General features: G+C 64.6%; 15 protein-coding genes. 8 read left to right on the top strand and 7 right to left on the bottom strand.

Features of this window, described 5'->3' with window-relative positions:
• Window positions 1-23: 23 nt before the first annotated feature.
• The 3 genes from glgB to Q0L62_RS07930 form a co-directional block, all read right to left on the bottom strand.
• On the bottom strand, window positions 24-2,189 hold the full coding sequence (gene glgB / locus Q0L62_RS07940; RefSeq protein WP_296678667.1) for a 1,4-alpha-glucan branching protein GlgB: 2,166 nt from the start codon (window positions 2,187-2,189) through the stop codon (window positions 24-26).
• Window positions 2,186-4,600 (bottom strand): glycogen/starch/alpha-glucan phosphorylase, encoded by a 2,415-nt coding sequence (locus Q0L62_RS07935; protein WP_296678666.1) that lies wholly within the window; start codon window positions 4,598-4,600, stop codon window positions 2,186-2,188. Before Q0L62_RS07935 ends, glgB begins: the two co-directional genes overlap by 4 nt.
• A gap of 169 nt (window positions 4,601-4,769) precedes the next feature.
• Complete coding sequence (locus Q0L62_RS07930) at window positions 4,770-5,375, bottom strand: TetR/AcrR family transcriptional regulator (RefSeq protein ID WP_296678664.1); 606 nt, start codon at window positions 5,373-5,375, stop codon at window positions 4,770-4,772.
• Window positions 5,376-5,475: 100 nt separating this feature from the next.
• On the opposite strand from Q0L62_RS07930, the gene Q0L62_RS07925 reads away from it, so the two are divergent.
• From Q0L62_RS07925 to Q0L62_RS07900, 6 genes are read left to right on the top strand one after another with little or no spacing between them, the layout of a single operon-like run.
• Window positions 5,476-6,471, top strand: a complete 996-nt coding sequence (locus Q0L62_RS07925; protein ID WP_296678662.1) for a 3-oxoacyl-[acyl-carrier-protein] synthase III C-terminal domain-containing protein — start codon at window positions 5,476-5,478, stop codon at window positions 6,469-6,471.
• Between the two features lie 17 nt (window positions 6,472-6,488).
• Window positions 6,489-7,466: an NAD(P)-dependent oxidoreductase gene (locus tag Q0L62_RS07920; RefSeq protein WP_296678660.1), complete on the top strand. Its 978-nt coding sequence runs from the start codon at window positions 6,489-6,491 to the stop codon at window positions 7,464-7,466.
• Window positions 7,463-8,302 carry an MBL fold metallo-hydrolase gene (locus Q0L62_RS07915; protein ID WP_296678658.1) on the top strand — a complete coding sequence of 280 codons (840 nt, stop codon included), beginning with the start codon at window positions 7,463-7,465 and terminating at the stop codon, window positions 8,300-8,302. The genes Q0L62_RS07920 and Q0L62_RS07915 overlap by 4 nt, the downstream gene beginning before the upstream one ends.
• Window positions 8,292-9,518 carry a hypothetical protein gene (locus Q0L62_RS07910; protein WP_296678656.1) on the top strand — a complete coding sequence of 409 codons (1,227 nt, stop codon included), beginning with the start codon at window positions 8,292-8,294 and terminating at the stop codon, window positions 9,516-9,518. Before Q0L62_RS07915 ends, Q0L62_RS07910 begins: the two co-directional genes overlap by 11 nt.
• Window positions 9,511-10,665, top strand: coding sequence for an ATP-grasp domain-containing protein (locus Q0L62_RS07905; protein WP_296678654.1), 1,155 nt, complete (start codon window positions 9,511-9,513; stop codon window positions 10,663-10,665). The genes Q0L62_RS07910 and Q0L62_RS07905 overlap by 8 nt, the downstream gene beginning before the upstream one ends.
• Window positions 10,662-11,702: a Rieske 2Fe-2S domain-containing protein gene (locus tag Q0L62_RS07900; RefSeq protein ID WP_296678652.1), complete on the top strand. Its 1,041-nt coding sequence runs from the start codon at window positions 10,662-10,664 to the stop codon at window positions 11,700-11,702. The genes Q0L62_RS07905 and Q0L62_RS07900 overlap by 4 nt, the downstream gene beginning before the upstream one ends.
• Here the strand turns inward: Q0L62_RS07900 and Q0L62_RS07895 are convergent.
• The 3 genes from Q0L62_RS07895 to Q0L62_RS07885 are packed head-to-tail and all read right to left on the bottom strand — an operon-like array spanning window position 11,699 to window position 14,863.
• Window positions 11,699-12,883, bottom strand: coding sequence for a molybdopterin molybdotransferase MoeA (locus Q0L62_RS07895; protein ID WP_296678651.1), 1,185 nt, complete (start codon window positions 12,881-12,883; stop codon window positions 11,699-11,701). The genes Q0L62_RS07900 and Q0L62_RS07895 overlap by 4 nt on opposite strands.
• Window positions 12,880-13,416, bottom strand: a complete 537-nt coding sequence (locus tag Q0L62_RS07890) for a molybdopterin-binding protein (RefSeq protein ID WP_296678650.1) — start codon at window positions 13,414-13,416, stop codon at window positions 12,880-12,882. The genes Q0L62_RS07895 and Q0L62_RS07890 overlap by 4 nt, the downstream gene beginning before the upstream one ends.
• A 49-nt stretch (window positions 13,417-13,465) precedes the next feature.
• A complete protein-coding gene (locus Q0L62_RS07885) occupies window positions 13,466-14,863 on the bottom strand; it encodes a short-chain fatty acyl-CoA regulator family protein (protein WP_296678648.1) in 1,398 nt (465 codons plus the stop codon).
• A gap of 153 nt (window positions 14,864-15,016) precedes the next feature.
• Between Q0L62_RS07885 and Q0L62_RS07880 the strand changes: the two genes are divergently transcribed.
• Window positions 15,017-16,612, top strand: coding sequence for an isocitrate lyase (locus tag Q0L62_RS07880; protein WP_296678646.1), 1,596 nt, complete (start codon window positions 15,017-15,019; stop codon window positions 16,610-16,612).
• Window positions 16,613-16,757: 145 nt separating this feature from the next.
• Window positions 16,758-16,937: a hypothetical protein gene (locus Q0L62_RS07875; protein ID WP_296678643.1), complete on the top strand. Its 180-nt coding sequence runs from the start codon at window positions 16,758-16,760 to the stop codon at window positions 16,935-16,937.
• Here the strand turns inward: Q0L62_RS07875 and Q0L62_RS07870 are convergent.
• The gene (locus tag Q0L62_RS07870; protein WP_367183273.1) at window positions 16,934-17,641 is read right to left on the bottom strand and encodes a sulfite exporter TauE/SafE family protein; all 708 of its coding nucleotides are present in this window, start codon (window positions 17,639-17,641) and stop codon (window positions 16,934-16,936) included. The genes Q0L62_RS07875 and Q0L62_RS07870 overlap by 4 nt on opposite strands.
• Window positions 17,642-17,644 lie beyond the last annotated feature (3 nt).

Here is a 17,644-nt window from a genome sequence, read left to right as displayed (position 1 = left end):
ATGTTGCGCCCGTTTTGGCGCTATTATTCGTCGTAGACCAGCATCAGCGTGGCCAGCGGCGGCAGGACCAGCAAGGCCGCTCCGCCTTGCGCGATCACCACACCGCTGTTGCCCTGGCCGCTGCCGCCATAGCCCGCAGCATCAGAGTTTATCACTTCGCGCCAGCGCCCGTCATGGGGCAGGGGCAGCCTGTAGGATCCGTGCAGCTGCGGGGTCAGATTGCTAATCACGGCCACCGGCGCTTCGCCCGGAACCTTGCGCAGCCAGGCAAACACAGACGCCGCCGCATCATCGACCACCAGCCATTCGAAGCCTTCACTTTCGCAATCGCGTGCATGAAGTGCCGGGTATTCGCGGTAGGCACGGTTCAGGTCGCGCAGCAGGCCCTGCACCCCGGCATGGGCAGGGGCATCGCACAGCTCCCAGTCCAGCGCGCGCTCTTCGCTCCATTCGCGGCGCTGCGCAAACTCCTGCCCCATGAACAGCAGCTTCTTGCCCGGATAGCCCCACATCAGCCCGTAATAGGCGCGCAGCGATGCGAACTTCTGCCAATCATCGCCGCTCATCTTGTTCAGCAAGCTGCCTTTGCCGTGGACCACTTCGTCATGGCTCAGCGGCAAGACGAAGTTTTCCGAAAAGGCATAGGTCAGGCCAAAGGTGATCTCGTTGTGGTGGTGTTTGCGGTGGACCGGATCACGCTGCATATATTGCAGCGTGTCGTGCATGAAGCCCATGTTCCACTTGAAGCCAAAGCCCAGCGCGGTGCGCGGCCCTTCGTCATAGGCAGGCAGCGAGACGCCGGGCCACGAGGTGCTTTCCTCTGCAATCGTCAGGATGCCCGCGTGGCTGGCGTAAAGCGCCTTGTTGGTCGCGCGCAGGAAATCGACCGCTTCCCAGTTTTCGCGCCCGCCTTCGGCATTGGGAATCCATTCACCGGCTTTGCGGCTGTAATCGCGGTACAGCATCGAAGCGACGGCATCGACGCGCATTCCGTCCACGTGATAGCGTTCGGCCCAGAACAGTGCGTTGTTGACCAGAAAGCTTTGCACCTCGCGCCGGCCAAAGTTGTAGATCGCGGTGTTCCAGTCAGGATGGAAGCCCAGCCGGGGATCTTCGTGTTCGTACAGCGCCGTACCATCGAACCGGGCCAGACCGTGATCGTCGACCGGAAAGTGCGCCGGCACCCAATCGATCAGCACCCCGATCCCGGCGCGGTGGGCACCATCGACAAAACGGGCAAATCCCTGGGGATCACCGAACCGGGCACTGGGTGCATAAAGTCCGGTGGTCTGATAGCCCCATGACGGATCATAGGGATGTTCGCTGACCGGCAGAAACTCGATATGGGTAAAGCCCATGTCGACCACATAGGGGATCAGCCGCGCGGCCATCTCGTCCCAGGTCAGGAACCAGCCATTGTCGTCCCGCTGCCACGATCCAGGATGGACCTCATAGATCGATATCGGCTGGCGGCGCGGATCGGTCCTGGCCCAGAAATCGCGGTGATCGGCATCACCCCAGTCAGCCTTGCCGGTGCGGGTGGTAAGGGATGCGGTCTTGGGCCGCAGTTCTGAAGCAAAGGCGAAGGGATCGGCCTTGAGCGGCTGGACCGTGCCGTCCGGTCCGGTAATCCGGTATTTATAGGCGCGGCCTTCGCCTATGTCGGGGATGAACACCTCCCATACCCCGGTATCCTTGCGCTGGCGCATCGGGTGCCGGGCCGCATCCCAGTCGTTGAAATCGCCGACCAGACTGACCAGCCGCGCGTTGGGCGCCCAGACCGCAAAGTGAACGCCATCAGCGCCTTCGTGATGGATGCAGTGCGCGCCCAATTTGTCGAACAGGCGCAGATGCGTGCCTTCGCCGATCAGAAAATCGTCGGTCGGGCCCAGCACCGGACCGAAGGAATAGGGATCCGTCACCCACCATTCGCTATCTTGCGCGCGGCAGCGGTATTTGACCGGGCGGGGCCTGCCTTTGACCTTGCCTTCGAACAGCCCGCGATCGTCAGTCCGGGCCAGTTTGCCCAGCGCCGCGCCTTTGAGAGTGAAAGCGGCAACTTCCTCGGCGCCGGGCAGCACGGCGCGGGCGAAGGTGCCTTCAGGTCCTTCGTGCAGGCCAAGCAATGAATAGGGATCGGCGTGGCTGCCGGCCAGCAAGGCCCTGATCGCGGCAGCCGGCGGCTTCACATCACGCCCCAGATGTCGCGGGCATATTCACCGATCGTGCGGTCGGACGAAAACCAGCCCATGTTGGCAATGTTGCGCAGGGCCGATGCGCGCCAGCCCGCCTGGTCCAGCCAGCGACGGTCGACGCTGCGCTGGGCATCGGTGTAGTCCTCGAAATCGGCGGCAACCATGAACCAGTCGTGGTCGTAAAGCCCGCCCATCAGGTCTTTGTAACGCGCGGGATCATCGGGAGAGAACACGCCTGATGCGATCGAGTTGACCGCCTGCTGCAGTTCGCGGTGCCCTTCGATGACTTCGCGGGGTGCGTAACCATTGGCGCGCTTTTGCGCGACCTGGTCCGCAGTAAGGCCGAAGATCACGATATTGTCATCGCCAACCCGGTCCTTGATCTCGATATTGGCACCATCCAGCGTGCCGATGGTCAGTGCGCCGTTCAGTGCAAACTTCATGTTGCCGGTGCCCGATGCCTCCATCCCTGCCGTACTGATCTGTTCCGACAAATCCGCCGCAGGAATGATCCGCTCTGCCAGCGTGACATTGTAGTTGGGCACGAACACCACCTTGAGCAGGCCGCCCACCGATGGATCGGCGTTAACCCGGCGAGCGATGTCGCCGGCCAGCTTGATGATCAGCTTGGCATTGTGATAGCTCGCCGCGGCCTTGCCGCCGAAGATCTTGACACGCGGCACCCAGTCGCGTTCCGGGTGGCTGCGGATCTGGTCATAGAGCGCGACCGTTTCCACCAGGTTGAGCAGCTGGCGCTTGTATTCATGGATCCGCTTGATCTGCACGTCGAACAGCGCATCGGGATCGACCTGCACCCCGGTCAGATCAGCGATGTGGGCGGCCAGCGCCACCTTGTTCATCCGTTTGACCGCATGGACTTTGTCCTGAAGATCGCTGTCATCGGCCAGCGCGTTCAGCATTTCCAGCTGGTTGGTATCATCGAGAAAGCCGTCGCCGATCGCTTCGCGCAGCAGGCCGGTCAGCCCCGGATTGCACTGCTGCAACCAGCGGCGCGGCGTGACCCCGTTGGTCTTGTTGTTGATCCTGTCGGGATAAAGCGCGTGCAGGTCCGAAAAGACGGTGGACTTCATCAGATCAGTGTGGAGCGCGGCCACTCCGTTGACACTGTGCGCGCCGGTGAAGGCCAGATTGGCCATTCGCACCCGCCGTTCACCCCCTTCGGCAATCAGGCTGATCGCAGCTATGGCGGCATCGTCAAGGCCCGCCTTCTGGGCTTCCTTCAGTACCCGGCTGTTGATTGCATAGATAATCTGCATGTGGCGCGGCAGCAGCCGTTCGAATAGCGGCAACGGCCAGGTTTCCAGCGCCTCGGGCAGCAGGGTGTGATTGGTGTAGGCGATGGTAGCGCGGGTCAGTGCCAGCGCTTCGTCAAAGTCGAGCCCGTGATCGTCGATCAGCAGCCGCATCAGTTCAGCTACCGCGACCGCCGGATGCGTATCGTTAAGCTGGATCGCCGCTTCTTGCGGCAGGGTCCGAATATCCTTCTGGTACTGGACATGGCGGCGCACGATGTCCTGGATCGAGGCGGCGGTGAAAAAGTATTCCTGGCGCAGCCTCAGTTCCTGTCCGGCAGCGTTGCTGTCCGCGGGATAGAGCACGCGTACCAGCGAATCGGCACGCACCTGATCGGCCAGCGCACCAAAATGATCGCCGGCGTTGAACGCATCCAGCCGGATCGGGTCAAGCGCATTGGCGGTCCACAGCCGCAGGGTATTGACCCGCTTGCCGCGCCAGCCAACCACAGGCGTGTCGATGGCGGTCGCTTCGACCAGCTCGGCCGGCTTCCACACCGCACGCTCACCCTCAGCCGCCACCTCGCCGCCGAAGCCGATGCGGTAATTGCTTTCGCGCCGTTCAAACTCCCACGGATTGCCGTGGGCCAGCCAGGTTTCCGGCAGCTCGATCTGCCAGCCGTCCTTGATCCGCTGGCGGAACATGCCGTTCACATAGCGGATGCCATACCCGTAGGCCGGGATATCCAGGCTGGCGAGGCTTTCCATAAAGCATGCCGCCAGCCGGCCCAGTCCGCCGTTGCCCAGTGCGGCATCGGGTTCCAGTTCTTCCAGCTCGGCCAGATCGAGGCCGTGCGAGCGCAGTGCCTCTTCCATTTCTGCGGTCATGCCCATGTTCGACAGCGCATCGCGCAGCAGCCGTCCGATCAGGAACTCCAGACTCAGGTAATAGACCCGCTTGCCGCCGGTGGCATAAGTCCGTGTGGTCGAATCCATCCACGCATCGACCACCTTGTCGCGCAGCGCCTTGACTGCGGCATTGTACCAGTCGTGCTGCTTGGCTGCCGCTTCGTTCTTGCCAACGCGGTAACGCAGCGAATTGAGGATATCGTCGTCGAGGTCGGTCGAAGCCGGTCTGTCGGAAAGGGCCACTGGTCTGCGTCTCCACCCAAGGGTCGGACTGCCGGATAAACCGCGCCCGCGTTGCACAACGCCTTTCCATCTTCCCCTGCGGTCCAGCCTAGGCGCAAGGAGCAAGACGCGGCAACTGCTATTGCAGCCGATTGAGCGGGCGCATTCGTATTTGCAGGTTCTGTAGCGCTCAGCGCAGCCGCTGTGCGGCCAGGACTTCCAGAACGCGGGCTACTGCCTGGCCCGCCGGATCAGGCTCGTTCATCAGCGAAAAGCTGCCGGTGATCCACAATGCACAGTGGCCGTGGACCATGGCGATAAGCGAGCGAACCAGCCGCCGGATTGCCGGGCTGTCGGGTCGTCCCAGCCAGGTCACCACTTCGCGGTCGACAATTCCGGTCAGCGCTTCGCGTGCATCGTGATCCTCTGCCGCGATGACGGTTTCAGCCTCGTGCCGGTGGTCATAGATCGCCATCCAGGCATTGGCGTTGCTGCGCGCATAGTCAAAGTAGGCGTGGACCAGCACTTCCAGCCGGGCAGTGCCAGCCGGTTCGACATCGGCCAGAGAATATTCCAGCGCTGCCGCCCATTCCAGGAACGTCTGGCTGTTAATCGCCACCAGAAAGGCATCAAGCGATCCGAAAACGTTGTAGATCGTGCCCACTGCATAACCGGCCCGGCGGGCCGCTTCGCGCGCAGAAAAGCGGGCAAAGCCGCGCTCTGCCATCAAGGCATGGCCGTGACGGACCAGCAATGCGCGCAATTCCTTCGGAGAATGATCAGACCGCCGCGCCATGAAACTGGGGATAACGCCAAAATTGAACGTTGTCTAATTTTTAATTGAACACTGTCTAATTTGATGTAGTGTTATGGCGAATCAGTCGGAGTAAACGTCTGTGATCAGTGGTTTCAGCATTGCCGGATGGGGATCGTACTCCCCGCGGACCCAGTTGCTTTCTGCCGAACTGGATGCGCGGCACAACCTTGCGCCCTCTACGACCGAGACAGAGTTCGGCATTGCCGCGCGCGGCATTGCAGCAGCCGATGAAACCACCTCGATGATGGCGGCCGAGGCTTCCCGCGCGGCGCTGACCCGCGCCGGAGCCGATCCTGCCAGCCTGGACGTGATCATTGGCGGCTGCGGGGTGATGGAACAGCCGATCCCGTCCACCGCCGTGCTGGTGCAGGATCGGCTGGGGCTGGGCAGATCTGGCATCGCCGCGTTTGACGTCAACCAGACCTGCCTGTCCTTCATGGCCGCGCTGGATGTCGCCGCGATGGGGCTGGCCCTGCGCCGCTGGCGCCGTGCGCTGGTCTTTTCCGCAGACATCGCTTCGGCCGGACTGGACCCGGCCAATGCCAAGGTCCGCTCAATCTTTGGCGACGGCGCAGCGGCCGTGGTGCTGGAAAGCGATCCGGCCGGACTCCGCGGCCTGGCGGGCAGCGCGTCCGAAACCCACGGCGCGTATCACGGCCTGGCCCAGCTGCGCGCTGGCGGCACGCGCCTGCGCGTGGAGGACGGGTACGCGGCGCTGGTCGCCGGTTCGCATTTCGAAATGGATGCCTTTGGTATTTTCAAGGCGGCGGCGCGCTGTCTTCCCGGGGTGATCGAACGCGCACTGGATCAAGCCGGGATCGGCAAGGACGATCTGGCCTGCGTCATTTGCCACCAGGCCAGTGCGCCGGGGGTGGAACACGTCAAGCGCCTGTTCGCGCCGCGCAGCGACCGTGTGGTCGATCTGTTCAATTCGCATGGCAATCAGATTGCCGCTTCGATCCCGACCGTACTTGCCCATGCACTTGATACCGGCAAGGCCAAGCCAGGCGACACTGTGCTTCTGCTGGGCACTGCCGCAGGTATCAGCGCCAGCGCGATGGTCATCACCTTGTGAGCATACGCCGCATTTTGGTGTCCGGGGCAACTGGCGGCTTGGGCCGCGCAATCGTGCGCGAGGCTTTGGCGCAGGGCCATGCCGTCAGGGCGACCGGTCGATCGCGTGAAGCCGGGGCGCAACTGGCCCGGGACGGCGCGCAATTCATGGCCGCCGATCTGGTCAGGGATGATCCCGTGCCGTTGTTGGCTGGGATCGATTCGGTGATCCACGCCGCAGCGTTATCGTCTAGCTGGGGGCGCGATGCGGATTTCATCGCAGCCAATGTCACGGCCACGCAGCGGCTGCTTGATGCAGCAGGGCAGGCAGACGTGCGCCGCTTCGTGTTCATTTCCTCGCCTTCGATCTTCGCCGATTTTGCCGATCGCGAGCGGATCGGCGCCGATGCGCTGCCCGCCGCTCATCCGCTCAACGCCTATGCCCGTACGAAGCTGGAGGCCGAGCGGCTGGTGCTGGCCCGGTCAAGCGCCGCGCTGGCCTGTTGCGCCCTTCGCCCCCGTGCGCTGGTTGGCCCGGGCGACCGGGTGATCCTGCCGCGACTGGCCGCGCTGGCGGCACGGCGGCGCATGCCGCTGCCGCGCGGCGGACGCGCCATAATCGAACTGACTGATCTGCGCGATGCGGCACGCGCCGTAATAGCCACCGAAGACCGCGCGTTGGCCCTTGGCGGCATGGCGATCAACCTGTCGGGAGGTCAGCCAATTGCTGTGCGCACACTCGCCATGCGGCTGGCGCAGGCGCTGGGCACAACGCCGCGGCTGATCGATATGCCGCTGGCAGCGGCCCGGCCGCTGGCCAGACTTGCTGAAGCCGTGGCCCGGATACGCGGCAGTACCGATGAACCGGTGTTGACGCGCTATACCCTCGCCACGCTGGCCTTTAGCCAGACCTTCGATCCCGAGCCCGCACGCCGCCTGATCGGATTTGTGCCGCAGTTCGACGCAGTTGAAACGCTGCTTGCTGAAGCACGCAAGCTTGCCGGGGCGGCGACATGATCAGGGTCGGCCTGCGCTGGCTGGCGCGCGGATCGTGCCGCCACCCTGAAATCATGACGATGGCCGGGGGCAGCCTGTGTGCCGTTGATTTTCCGGCCATGGTCGGCATCATCGACCATCCGGTGCGCGGTACGTTGCTGTTCGACACCGGCTACGACCCGGCCTTCCTTGCAGCGACGCAGCCGTTCCCGGAACGGTTCTATCGCTGGACCACCCCGGTGCAGATTGGCGCAGCGCAATCCTGGTCCACCTGGCTTGCCGATAGCGGTATCGATCCCGATTCCATCGCAGGCACGATCCTGTCGCACTTCCACGGCGATCACGTGGCCGGCATGGTCCATCTGGCGGACCGCCCGATCCATTGCGCGCGCGCCGGGCTTGAGGCGTTGCGCCGTCCGGGGCGGATCCGGCAGTTGCGCAGCGGGCACCTGGCGGCGCTGGTTCCAAAAACGGCTGACGCCCACGCCCGGTTTTTTGAGGATGCACCGGCAGTGCAGTTGCCTGCGGCCTTTGCTCCATTCGCGGAAGGGCGTGACATTCTGGGCGATGGCAGTTTGCTGGCGGTCGAACTTCCGGGGCATTGCGCGGGGCATTGGGGGCTGGCGCTGCGCACCCAGGATGACCGCGACGTGCTGCTGGCCGCTGACGCTGTCTGGGCGGGCAAGGCGATCGACCTCAGGCGCGCCCCGCCGATGCTGACCACGGCATTGCTGGGGCAAACCCGGCCCTATCGCGAAACGCTGCACCGCCTTCACGCCGCACGGTGCAACAACGCCGATCTGGTTATCCTCCCCTCGCATTGTGCCCATAGCGCGGCGGCGTTCAATGCAGATTGACCGCGCGCTGGCCGCATGGTGGCGCACTCGCCGCGCGCTGCGAATGGACAGGGCGCAGATGGCCGCGGCGCGCGCGCGCGCCTGGCACAAACTGCAGCCCGCGCTGGCCCAAACGCCGGCGCTGGCAGACTTCGCCGGTAAGGCGCTGACCGCCTTTCCGATCACCGATCAATCTGATCTGCGCGCCGATTACGGGCAGTGGAACAGCCTGGGGTTGAGCGATCTGCACCTGCGCTGCATGGCCGATGCTGCCGAGCATGGAGCGGCCACCGGCGATCTGGCGGCCGGCTGGTCCACTGGCACCGGCGGGGGTACACGGGGGATGTTTGTTGCGGGCAGCGCCGAGCGCGCCGATTATATCGGGCAGAGCCTGGCGCGACTTCTGGCGCCCGCCGACCTGCTGAAGCGCCAACGCATTGCCCTGCATCTGCGTGCCGCAAGCAGCCTTTACAGCGATGTGCGCGGCGGGCGGTTCGGCTTCGCCCATTTGCCGCTGGCACCCCCCATAGAACAAACCTGTAGTGAACTTGAGCTATTCGATCCGACCGTTCTGATTGCGCCGCCCCACCGCTTGCTGGCGATGATGGAGCGCGGCCTGCGCCTGCGCAGCCTGCGCCGCCTGTTCTTCGGCAGCGAGCCGCTTAGCTGGGCCGAGACCGATGCCCTGACCGCCCATTTCGGCCTGCGCCCCCGCGCGATCTATCAGGCGACCGAGGGCTTTCTGGGCTTCGGCTGCATGCAAGGCCGACTGCACCTTAACGATGACGCGCTGGTCATCGAACTGGAACCGGTAGAAAGAACCGCCGGCTTCCGCGCGGTAATTACCGACCTTCACCGCCGCAGCCAGCCCGTGGTCCGTGTGCGCGGCGACGATATCATCGAGCCGACCGGCGAGCAGTGCCCCTGCGGCTATGCCGGGCGGGTAATCGCGCCGCTGGCGGGGCGGGTGCAGGATGTGTGGCACCTTTCAGGCCGCAAGGTGCTGCCTTCGCAAGTTGTAGCTGCGGTCGAAGGTGTGCTCGGCGGAACCACGCACTGGCAGGCTGCAGCCTCGGCAAAGGCGATCACCTTGCGTACCGCGCCAGGCTGTGCGGGACACGACGCGGTAACGGCGCTTGCCTCGCTGACCGGCCGCGCGGTGCCTGTGCGCGCGATGGATGATCTCCCGCCCTGGCCCGGGCCCAAGCGCCGCAAAGTGGTGTGGTGCCATGACTGAACGCGTCCTCATCACCGGCGCGCGCTCTGCCGCCGCGCTGGATCTGGCCCGCGATTTCCGCGCGCTGGGATTTGAACCGCACTTGGCCGATTGCAGCCCGGCGTGGATCGCGCGCCTGTCGCGCCGCGTGGAAGCGGTGCACCGCTACCCCTCGCCGGTGTTCGATCCCTCCGGCTTTCGCGCCGCCATTGCCGCGCTTGCCCTGCGCCTTTCGCCGCGCCTTATCGTACCTGCGTGCGAGGAGGTGTTCCATCTTGCCGCGCCGTCGCTGCGGCCCGCGATAGGCAGCCGGCTGTATGCGCCCCGGCTGGAAACCTTGCGCCGTCTGCACGACAAGCTGGCATTTGCCGAGGCGTGTGGTGATTGGAGCCTGCCTGTCCCACAAACGCAGGTGCTTGGCGACCGCGATCGCTATGCAGCCAATAGCACCGAATGGGTGTTCAAACCACGCTTCACCCGCTTTGGCGAATCTGCCCTGATCGGCCCCAGCGCCGCGCAATTGGCTGCCTTGCACGTTCCGGCGGGGCAGGGCTGGATAGCGCAGCGCCGGGTGCGCGGGACCGAGGTGTGCTTTCACGCCGCGGCCAGCCACGGCCGGGTCACCGCCTTTGCCGCTTACCGATCAGCCTGGCGGATGGGCGGCGGGGCGAGCTTCGCCTTCGATACGGTTTCCGCGGAGCGCTCACAGCAGCTCTTCTCCATCGCTCAAACGCTCGCCGCGGCAGCCATGATCACCGGGCAGTTCGCTTGCGATGCGATCATCGATGCGCAGGGCCAGCCGTGGCTGATCGAATGCAACCCGCGCGCCACCAGCGGTGTCCATCTGTTGACGGGTGATGGCTTGCTGGCCAGCGCCATTCTTGGCAATCGTGATCAGGTTCACGCGCCCAGTGCCGCACCGGCCCACCTGGCGCCGGCGATGCTGGTTTACGGCCTGCCCATGGCTGTCGGCGAAGGCCGCCTCGCCGAATGGTGCCAGGCCATGTCCGCTGGCCGCGACGTCCTGGCGCGGCCCGGCGATCGCTTACCCTTGCTGGGCGCGCTGCGCGATGCGGCCCAGTTTGCTTTCACCGGTCGGCGCCGCGGCATTTCCGCCACCGCCGCCACTACACGCGATATCGAATGGAACGGGGAAGACCTGCCATGACAATGATGCCTGCAATCAGCACCACCGCCCTGCCCGATGCCGTGCGCAATGCATGGCATATCGCTGCGCTGTCGCGGCAGGTCCGGCGCGGCAAGGTGCGGCGCGTCGTTGTCTGCGGCACCCCGATTGCGCTGTTCCGCAACGATGACGGGGTGGGCGCGTTGGTCGATCGCTGCCCGCACCGAAATTATCCCCTGTCTGCAGGGCGGGTCCACCAGGGCGGGCTGGAATGCCCCTACCATGGCTGGCGCTTTGCCCGCGACGGCGCCTGCGTGGCCATCCCCGGCTGCACCCTGGGCGCAGAGCAAGCCTCGCGGCTGGCCGCGCAGGCCGTGCGGGTGTGCGAGCGTCATGGCGCCATCTTTGTTGCACTGAGTGACACGGCTCCGGCCGAGCCGCCACTGCCGCCCACCCTGGCCCGCGCCGACTGCGATCACTTCTGGTGGCAGCAGGGTACGTGGAAAGGCCGCGCTTTCGATGCGGTCGAAAACGTGATGGATCCATTTCACACCAGCCACCTGCACCACGGTTTTATTCGTCATCGTGAACGGCGTCTTCCGGTCAGTCTGGAAGTGGCCAGCGACGGACCGACCATCACCATGACCAATGTGCAGACTCAGCCCGACGTGGGCCTGATGTCGCGCTTTCTGGAACGCGAGCGCACCCATTCCGCCTCGCGCTATTTCCCGCCAACGCTGGTTGAGGCGCGGTGGGAAAGCAAACGCGGGCTGACGCTGTGCGTCAGCGCGTTCTTTACCCCGTCCAGCGATGACAGCTTCATGCCGTTTGCGCGGTTTTCTTCACCCCACCGGATTTCACCGGGCTGGCTAAAGGAACTGGCGATCCGGCTGTTCCTGTCCCCGGTCATCGCACAGGACCGTCAGGCGCTGGCCCGCCAGCATGCCGTGATGGAAGAGTTTGGCCGCCCGCAATTCGTCACAGGACCGGGCGATATCCTGGGCAACCGGCTTTACCGGCTATGGAAGGGTGAAGCGCTGGAACCGGGCGCTGATGTGCCCGTTGTCAGCGATCTTTAGAACCGCAGCGCTGCAACCCGGTCACCCACCTGCGCCGCGGGCGCATCTTTCAGCCGCCGGGCCAGCCATTGGGTTGCAGACAGCGCCCCCTGCACGCCCGAATCCTGGTTGCCGATCGGTAGCAGGCCGGCAGGGGTCCAGATCATCCGGGCAAAGGTTTCGCGCTCCCCCGTGGGCGGCATGGGTGCGGCCAGTGGCAATAGAACCCATTCCAGCAGGAAACTGGGATCGCGGCCTTGGAGCGCGGCCATAAGCGCGGTCAGGAACAGCCGCGCGGTGACCATGGCCGATGTCGGGTTGCCAGGCAGGCCCAGCACCCATTTGCCGTGTGCCTGCCCCAGCCACACCGGCTTGCCCGGCTTGATCGCAACCTTGGCAAACAAAGCCGCAAGCCCGTGTGCCGCGAACATCGGCTTGGCGTAATCACGGTCTCCCACCGAAGCACCGCCGGTAATCACGACAACATCTGCGGCGGCAAGTGCTTCACCCGCCGTGGCCGTCAGCGCAGCCAGATCATCTCCGCCGCTGCGCCGCAGGATCAGGTCGCCGCCCTGTTCCGCCACCAGCGCGGCCACCCCAAAGGAAACCGATTCGGGGATGGTCAGCGGGTTGGCGCGCGCTGTGCCCGGCGGAGCCAGTTCATCGCCAGTGGCAATCAGTGCGACGCGCGGCCGCCGATAGACCTGGGCTTCGGCGCGGTCCGCCGCGGCGAGTGTGACCATGGCCAGCGGATCAAGCCGCCGCCCGGCTGGCAGCAATAGGGCACCTGCGGCAAAGTCGCAGCCCTGGCGGCGGATATGAGTGCCGGGGCCAAAGGGCCGCGTAATCGTCACGGCGCCGCTGCTCGCGGCGCAGTTTTCCTGGATCACGACAATGTCCGCGCCTTGGGGCAGCGCAGCCCCGGTAAAAATCCGCACCGCCTGCCCCGGCCCGATGATGGGCGGCATCGATCCGCCAGCGAAGCTTTCCCCAACCAGCGCCAATTGCGCGCCAACGGCGGCGTCTGAACTGCGCAGGGCATAGCCATCCATCGCTGATACATCGCGGCGCGGGCTGTCGAGCGCGGCAATCACAGGCTGCGCCAGAACACGGCCTGCCGCTTCGTTCAAAGCCAAGGTTTCCGTACCCAGCGGGTGCACCGCAGCGGCCAGCAGCGCCTGCGCTTCGTCGAACGAAATCACGCGCACAGATCGCGCAGGCGCGGCAATGCTCCGGCAATCGAACAGGGCTTGTGGCGGCTATCCAATTCCAGTTCCAGCAGCCCGTCCCAGGCATCGCGGCAGGCACCGGTCGATCCCGGCACACAAAAGATGAAGCTGTCCCCGGCCTGCCCGGCAAAGGCGCGCGACTGCATGGCGGCAACCCCGACGGTCTTCAGGCTTTTGGTCTGGAAGGCAATGGCAAAGCCATCCATTTCGCGGCGGAGCAGCGGCTTGACCGCTTCGGGGGTGTTGTCGCGCGGGGAAAAGCCGGTACCGCCAGTGGTCAGGATGATCTCGATAGCAGGATCGGCTATCCATTCGCTCAGCTGGGCCTGAATGGCCGCAATATCGTCGCGAACAATGGACCGCGCACGAAGCGTGTGCCCCGCCCCGGTCAGTCTTTCACACAGCAGAGCGCCCGACGTATCGGTGCTGTGGTCGCGCGTGTCCGAGATAGTCAGCACGGCCATGCCAAGGGGGTGGAAGGTCAGCGAAGGATCGATTCCGGGCATGGGCTGTGCGATGCCACGAATGGGCGGAACGCTCCACCCCTCGTTCTTGCTAGCCTTCGTCAAAAGCAAATGGCGCGACTGTGCGGCGGATGTCGTCTGGCAGGATCTCGCGTCCGACCGGCGGCACGGCGCGCGCGGCGCAGGCAGGCCGGTTGCACAACCGGCAGGTCACGCCAATTGGCGTGGCCGCCGCCGACTTGTGATCGCTGCCGCGGGCATAGGCCAGTTGCGGGGCATGTTCAGCAGCGCAGGCCAGTGCAATCGCGCGGGTTATCGCCGGCCTGTCCCAGCTTCCGCCCCCCGCCCGAACCGTGCGGGCAATGGAGAAAAAGCGCTGGCCGTCAGGCAGTTCAAGGAACTGGGTGACAATCTCGCCGGGGGTGCGGAACACCGAATGGACAGTCCACAGCGGGCAGCCGCCGCCATGCGCGGCAAAGGGAAAGCCCGCTCCGTCCAGCCGCTTTGATACGTTGCCGGCAGGATCGACGCGAATGAAAAAGAACGGAATACGCAGTTGCCCCGGCTTGTTCAGCGTAGTCAGGCGGTGGGCGACCTGTTCAAAACTGGCGCCAAACTGGCGGCTGAGCGCCTCGATATCGTAGGCGCGCGCCTCGACCGCGCGGGCGAACCGGTCGTACGGCATCAGGATTGCCGCCGCGCCGTATGCTGCCAGCGCCCGGCGCACGAGGCTGGCGGCGGTCGGGCTGGACAGTGCAGCACCGTCCAGCGTCGCGGTGATTTCACGTTTCAGCGCGACATAGGCGATGTGGCTGGCGACCTGGAAGGCACGGCTAGCCCCGTCGAGCGTGTCATCGATGAGCAGCTGGCTGTTGTGCCGGTCATGCCGGCGTAGCGCGTCCATCATCACATCGGGCGGCAGATAACGCAGCCGCAGGCCCAGTTCGGCACGCAGCCATTCGGCGTTCGATCCGGCGCGCGCAATTGCAGCGGCAATTTCTTCCGCCTTGATGTCGATCGCGTGAAAGTAGTTACGTTGTTCTGCCACGAAACGGCGCGCTTCGGCCACCGGATCGTTATTCAGCCCGCCGGGCGCTTCGCGCTGCTGGGCAAGGGCCCGCTGTTCGCGCGAATACGCGCCGTGCAGGCGCAGCAGGGCTTCGCTTATTCCGGGAAAACTGGTGGCAAGATCGGCCACTTCCAACGCGGGCAACGCGATATCGGTGAACAGCGGATCGCGCAGTACCTGTCCAATTCGCTGGGTATAGTCCCCGGCATCGTCGCCGGCGAAGTCCGCAAGATCAAGGCGGTAACTGCGCGCCAGGCGCAGCAGCAGGTCGGCGGTCATCGGCCGCTGATTACGTTCAAGCAGCGCAACATAGCTGGGTGAAATCCCCAGGTCGCCCGCCATGGACTGCTGCGTCAATCCCAATTCGCGGCGCAGGCGGCGCATGCGTGGGCCGATATAAAGAGGGCGCGTTTCGCTCATGCTTGCTCCATTGTCATTATCACACAACTTTACAAGGAATAGTTGTAAAGATTGACAATGCGACTCTGCGGCGGGTTATCAGCGACGCTCCCATTGCGCATGCCCGTTTGCGACACGCTGCCCGCAAGGGCGGTTTGAAAAGGGACCACGCCAATGACCTACCAGCAAGCCATCGCCGACGCGGGCAAACAGATCGCGCCGTTCGCTCCGACCTGGAGCGGGATTGACGCGGAAAGCGTGGCGCGGATGCAGCTGCAGAACCGCTTTCAAACCGGGCTCGACATTGCGCGCTATACCGCCGCAATCATGCGCCGCGACATGGCTGCTTATGATGCCGATCCGGCGCAGTACACCCAGTCGCTTGGCTGCTGGCACGGCTTCATCGGCCAGCAAAAGATGATCTCGATCAAGAAGCATTTCGGCACAACCAAGGGCCGCTACCTGTATCTGTCGGGCTGGATGGTCGCGGCGCTACGCAGCGATTTCGGCCCGCTGCCCGACCAGTCGATGCACGAAAAGACCAGCGTTCCTGCGCTGATCGAAGAGCTTTACACTTTCCTTCGCCAGGCCGACGCGCGCGAGCTGGGGATGCTGTTTCGTGATCTGGACGCCGCCCGCGCCGCCGGGGACGAGGTCAAGGCCAAGCAGGTGCAGACCGCGATCGACAACCATGAAACCCACATCGTTCCGATTGTCGCCGACATCGACGCTGGCTTTGGCAATGCCGAGGCCACGTACCTGCTGTCCAAAAAGATGATCGAGGCGGGCGCCTGCTGCATCCAGATCGAAAACCAGGTTTCGGATGAAAAGCAGTGCGGCCACCAGGACGGCAAGGTCACCGTTCCGCACGAGGACTTCATCGCCAAGATCCGCGCCGTGCGCTATGCCTTCATGGAACTGGGCGTGCCCGATGGCGTCATCGTAGCCCGAACCGATTCGCTGGGCGCGGGCCTGACCAAGCAGATCGCTTTCACCCGCGAAGCCGGTGACATCGGCGATCAGTATAACAGCTTCCTTGACTGCGACGAGGTTGACGCGGCCGATCTGGGCCACGGCGACGTGCTGATCAGCCGCGACGGCAAGCTGCTGAAGCCCAGGCGCCTGCCATCGAACCTGTTCCAGTTCCGCGCGGGGACGGGGGAAGACCGCTGCGTGCTCGATTGCATCAACAGCCTGCAGAACGGTGCCGACCTGCTGTGGATTGAAACCGAAAAGCCGCACATTGGCCAGATCGGCGGCATGGTCAGCCGCATCCGCGAGGTCGTTCCCAACGCAAAGCTGGTCTATAACAACAGCCCCAGCTTCAACTGGACGCTGAACTTCCGCCAGCAGGTGTTCGACGCCTGGACCGCACAAGGCCGCGACCTGTCGGCCTATGATCGGGCCAAGCTGATGAGCGTGGATTACGACACCACCGACCTTGCAATCGAAGCTGATGAGCGCATCCGCACCTTCCAACGCGATGCCGCAGCCCAGGCGGGGATTTTCCACCACCTGATCACTCTGCCGACCTATCACACCGCGGCGCTGAGCACCGATAACCTGGCGCGCGAATACTTCGGCGATCAGGGCATGCTGGGCTACGTCAAGGGCGTGCAACGTCAGGAAATCCGCCAGGGCATCGCCTGCGTCAAGCACCAGAACATGAGCGGGTCGGATATCGGCGACGATCACAAGGAATATTTCGCCGGGGAAGCCGCGCTCAAGGCCGGCGGCTCCGCCAATACAATGAACCAATTTGCCGCCTGACCGGCTGCGCGGGAACCAGTTCGCGGCATAACGCCTGCAAAAAGTCTTCCTGGGGAGGAAGTTTGGCCCGTCACGCGCCCCTTTCGCGTGGCGGGCCAAGTCAATTTTAAGAGCTTGGTAAGGGTTGCGCGCCCAGAATGCCGGTATGGCTCACGCGTTCACCCTTGTTGCCCGCCAGACGATCGCACTATCGCCCGACGCCGCGCGCCGCGTGATGATCTATACCTGCGCGCTGGCGCTGATCGGGGCGAGTTATTTCGCACCTGCCGCAGCTGCCAGCACGGTGTGCATGGCCGACAGGGCTTTCGCCGCCTCGTTCAGCTAAGCTTGCAGCAGGCGGTACAGCGCCGCCGCCGCCGCCAATCCCAGTACAATGCCGGTGAAACTGCGCCACACGGCCTCGCCAACCTTGCCGAAAGCTTTCGCGCCCAGCCAGTTGCCCAACAGCACAGCCGGAAATAGCATCGCGGCCAGCAGCGGTTCGCGCCAGGTTGCGACCCCAAGCGCCAGGGCCGCCACGACACCGGCCGCCGAAGTCACCAGGAATATGGTCATCATCGAGGCCCGCGCAAGTTGCGGCGGGATTGCGCGGCGCAGGTAATAGGGCACGACCGGCGGGCCGGGCATTCCGGCAAACCCGGTCAGCACGCCCGATAACAATCCCGTTACCCCTGTTTCTGCAGCGCCAGGCAAATGATGCGCGGGCCGCTTGGGCAACAGGACAAGTACGAACGAAGCGAGCGCAATAAGGGCGATGAGCATCCGCGCCAGCGCCGGATCGGTTACTGCCAGCAGCCACACGCCTGCTGGCGTGGCGACCACCGCCAGCGCGGCGATGTGAAACGCGCTGCGTTCGCTTTGCCCGATGATTTTCCTGAGGCCGACAAGCCCGATTAGCAGCCCAAGCCAGTTGGCCACCACCACCGCCTCACGCGGCGGGATCGCCAAGCCCAGCACCGGTACCAGCAGGATCGCCATGCCGAAGCCGGCCAGCCCGCGCACGAATGCCGCGGCAAGCGCCGCGGCCAGTGC

It is taken from the genome of Novosphingobium sp., from assembly GCF_024642085.1.
Taxonomy (GTDB): domain Bacteria; phylum Pseudomonadota; class Alphaproteobacteria; order Sphingomonadales; family Sphingomonadaceae; genus Novosphingobium.
The sequence above is the reverse complement of the archived record's forward strand: the minus strand, read 5'-3'. Positions and strand labels throughout refer to the sequence as shown.